This is a genomic window from Trichocoleus sp. ST-U1 (assembly GCF_039961835.1).
Taxonomy (GTDB): domain Bacteria; phylum Cyanobacteriota; class Cyanobacteriia; order Cyanobacteriales; family FACHB-T130; genus FACHB-T130.
Genome location: NZ_JAMPJZ010000156.1, coordinates 1 through 3,452 on the forward strand (window position 1 = coordinate 1; position 3,452 = coordinate 3,452).

The 3,452-nt window shown below is 45.8% G+C and carries 2 protein-coding genes and 2 pseudogenes; 1 reads left to right on the top strand and 3 read right to left on the bottom strand.

The genetic code is table 11. The annotated features are described in order from the left end of the window. Positions 1 to 94, top strand: a pseudogene (locus NDA06_RS26365) (IS5/IS1182 family transposase); the annotation flags it as partial. 45 nt (positions 95 to 139) lie between these two features. Here NDA06_RS26365 and NDA06_RS26370 read toward each other — a convergent pair. The 3 genes and pseudogenes from NDA06_RS26370 to NDA06_RS26380 form a co-directional block, all read right to left on the bottom strand. After that, positions 140 to 700: a GNAT family N-acetyltransferase gene (locus NDA06_RS26370; protein ID WP_199324248.1), complete on the bottom strand. Its 561-nt coding sequence runs from the start codon at positions 698 to 700 to the stop codon at positions 140 to 142. A gap of 49 nt (positions 701 to 749) precedes the next feature. After that, positions 750 to 3,095, bottom strand: a complete 2,346-nt coding sequence (gene pcrA / locus NDA06_RS26375) for a DNA helicase PcrA (RefSeq protein ID WP_190987249.1) — start codon at positions 3,093 to 3,095, stop codon at positions 750 to 752. 153 nt (positions 3,096 to 3,248) lie between these two features. Then, a pseudogene (locus tag NDA06_RS26380) lies at positions 3,249 to 3,347 on the bottom strand (NblA-related protein); the annotation flags it as partial. Positions 3,348 to 3,452: the final 105 nt, after the last annotated feature.

Below are 3,452 nucleotides of genomic sequence, written 5' to 3' on the forward strand. Positions count from 1 at the left end.
TTCGGGACGCTATCGCAATCGTAGAAAGCGGTTTGGCTTACGCTTCAACTTGATTGCGGGACTGTTGAACTACGAACTGGCACATACTCACTGATTCATGCAGGAGGTCTATTATGTAGAGACGTGATATATTGCGTCTCTACATTTTTTTTACAAATTTGTACATCAATACACTATCGATATACTTACCTATTGCTAATTTCATATTTTTAGGACATCTTCCTTCTTCTTCAAAGCCAAATTTTTTGTAAAGAGCGATCGCGCTGCGATTTGTAGAGAATACTGCTAGAGTCACTTTTTCTATCAGCGGCTCATTAGCTGCCCAATCAAGCAGTTCTTGCAGCAAAAACGAGCCGATGCCTTTTCCTCTCCATTCTCTGCCAACAAAAATGGAGAGTATCCCACTATGAGAGGTGCGTCTTCGGTTTCCGTTCTCAAACTCAACAAATCCGACAACTGTGTTGTTAATCTCAGCTACCAAGTAAAGCTGCCCTGGTTGCTGAGAATGCTGTTCAATTGTTTCTTTTTCCTCCGATTTGGTTAAGTTAAATTCCTCAGCCTCAGTCACCATATACTTGCCTTCCTGAGCGACTGAAAATTGAAGATCGACGAGAGCTTTTGCATCCTCAATCAAGGCACTCCGGACTGTAACAACATCTCCAGTTTTCGAGTGGTATTCCTTTGGGGCGATTTTACTCACGACTCAATCAATTGTTTTGAGTTTTGAATGAATCAGCTCTCCTGACTGTTTATTCCGCTCGTTGCAGTTGAGCAATCTTAGGATCGATGATTTTTATACCGATGCCAGGAAATCTCACAGCGAGAGTAATTTTGCTTCCTTGCCCGAAAATGTTCGTAATTTGACCGACACCAAACGCTTTGTGGAGGACGCGATCGCTCACGCTCCAATTCTGCCCTAGATTGCTGGCACCATTGGATATTTGTCTCGGAGATGTTGACGCCATACCAGCGCGACTATTAGCAGTTGCCTTGGGTAAATTACTACTCAGCAAATCTGCGGGTAACTCCTTGAGAAACTGAGAATGAATGGCTGGTTCGCGGGAACCCCAGAGGCGACGTTCGCGGGCATGGGTGAGATAGAGTCGTTCTTGAGCGCGGGTGATGCCCACATAACAGAGGCGGCGTTCTTCTTCCAGCTGCGCCGGATCGTTGAGAGTCCGAGTATGAGGAAGCAATCCTTGCTCCATTCCTACTAAAAAGACGACTGGAAATTCTAGTCCTTTGGCAGAGTGCAACGTCATCAGCGACAAGCGCGATCGCTCTTCTTTCACATCATCCAAATCAGAAGATAGGGAAGCACTTGCGAGAAAACCCTCTAAGCTTGAATCTTCGTTTTCTTCCTCAAATTGCAGGACAGCGTTTTTGAGTTCGAGGACGTTTTCCAATCGGTTTTGCGATTCGTCGGTGCCTTGATTTTTCAAATCCTGAATATAACCAGAATCTTGCATCACTCCCTGCACGATTTCCGAAGCTGGCAGCGTGTCCAATTGTAGCTGCCAGTGGCAAATCATCTGCACAAAGCTGTTGATAGACTTCGCCGCCCGTCCAGCTAAAGTCTTCACAGAGGTTTCGTCTTTGAGGATTTCCCACATCGATACGCCTAATTCTTGGGCGACACCGGCGATCGCATCCAAGGTCGCTTTGCCAATACCGCGCCGTGGAGTATTAATGATTCGCGACAAACTCAGCGCATCCGCTGGATTCACAATGAGCCGCAGATACGCGATCGCATCTTTAATTTCTTTGCGGTCGTAAAATTTTAAACCCCCAACAATGTTGTAGGGAACACCCGCACGCACCAAGCACTCTTCAAAAGCACGAGATTGAGCATTCGTGCGGTAGAGAATAGCAAAACTCCCCCAGTCTAACTCTGGATCTTTATGTTTCAGGTTGCGAATTTGATGCACGACGAACTCAGCTTCTGTAATCTCGTTGTCGGCTTTGTGACAAAAAATTTGTTCGCCTGCCCCGCGTGTCGCTTTGAGAATTTTATCAATCCGCTGAGTATTATTTTCAATGAGTTTATTTGCCGCTTGGAGAATATTTTCCCTAGAGCGATAATTTTCCTCCAGCTTTACCATCGTTCGCGTATCGTCATCCGGCAAACCATCCCCAAAATTTTCTTGAAATTCTAGCAAGATAGTGAAATCTGCCATGCGGAAAGAGTAAATAGATTGATCCGCATCACCGACAACAAAAACCGAGCGATTTTTCCAATCCCACTCATTCTTTCTAGTTTCTCCATTCGTCGTCAGCAGGCGAATCAGATCGTACTGAATCCGGTTTGTATCTTGATATTCATCTACCAAAATGTGACCAAATTTTCGATGCCAGTAACCCAAGACTTGCTCGTTTTGTTGAAATAGCTTTACCGGAATCGCAATTAGATCATCGAAGTCAAGCGCGTTATTTTCTGCCAGTCTATCTTGGTATTTGCTGTAAACTTCCGAGATTACCCGTCCGCGATAGTTCGCCTGTTCCGCCTCAAATTCTTTGGGGGAAAATCCCTGATTCTTGGCGTTGCTGATGGCATAACGAACCGAACGCGGCTCAAACTTTTTCTCATCCAGGTTCATTTGTTTGGTGACAATCTCTTTCACCAAACTTTGAGCGTCGGATTCATCAAATATTGAAAAATTGCGGCTCCACTTGCGTCCTCTTTCGTCTTGATATTTCTCGATATCGTATCTAAGAATACGAGAGAAGAGACTGTGGAAAGTCCCAATCCACAAGTCTTTGATGTAAATTTTGTAAACGCGCGATCGCAATCTCGTCTGTTCATCCGCTGGTAACGCTGTCAGCGGCTTCCCATATTCTTTTTCAGCAAGCTGTTCGGCAAACAGCTTTTCCATCCGCTGCTTCATCTCCCGTGCGGCTTTGTTGGTAAAAGTCACCGCCAGGATATTTTCCGGATCGACCCGGTGCTTCAAAATGAGATTGGCAATTCGATAAGTTAGCGCCCTCGTTTTGCCGGAACCAGCACCGGCAACAACCAGCAAAGGCCCGCAGAAATGCTCAACAGCGCGGCGCTGGGAGGGGTTGAGGTGGCTAAGGAAGTCAGTAGTGGTGGTCATGGTTCAACTGGAGGGATGCGACGCAAGAGCGTATTTTAGCAAGGCTATCCCATACTACCTAACCTGGTTGACCACCATTGCCGCCCCTCGCTTAAGAGAGTGCGATCGCCCAGCATTAACTTCTCATCCCGAATGTGGCACTACGGATAAGATTCATGCAGACATTTTGCCTGAATCAAGTCCCCACTCGTGCTTCAGAAAGGACTTGTACATATTTTCTTTGACGATCATTTGCTCGTACAGCATAAGTAGCTAGGATGATTTAAACCTAAAACGCTCTAACGTATATCCCCCTTGTTCACTCCGTGATTCCATGCCGTCCATTACAGCAAGGGCTAAATCATATTCATTGTCGAA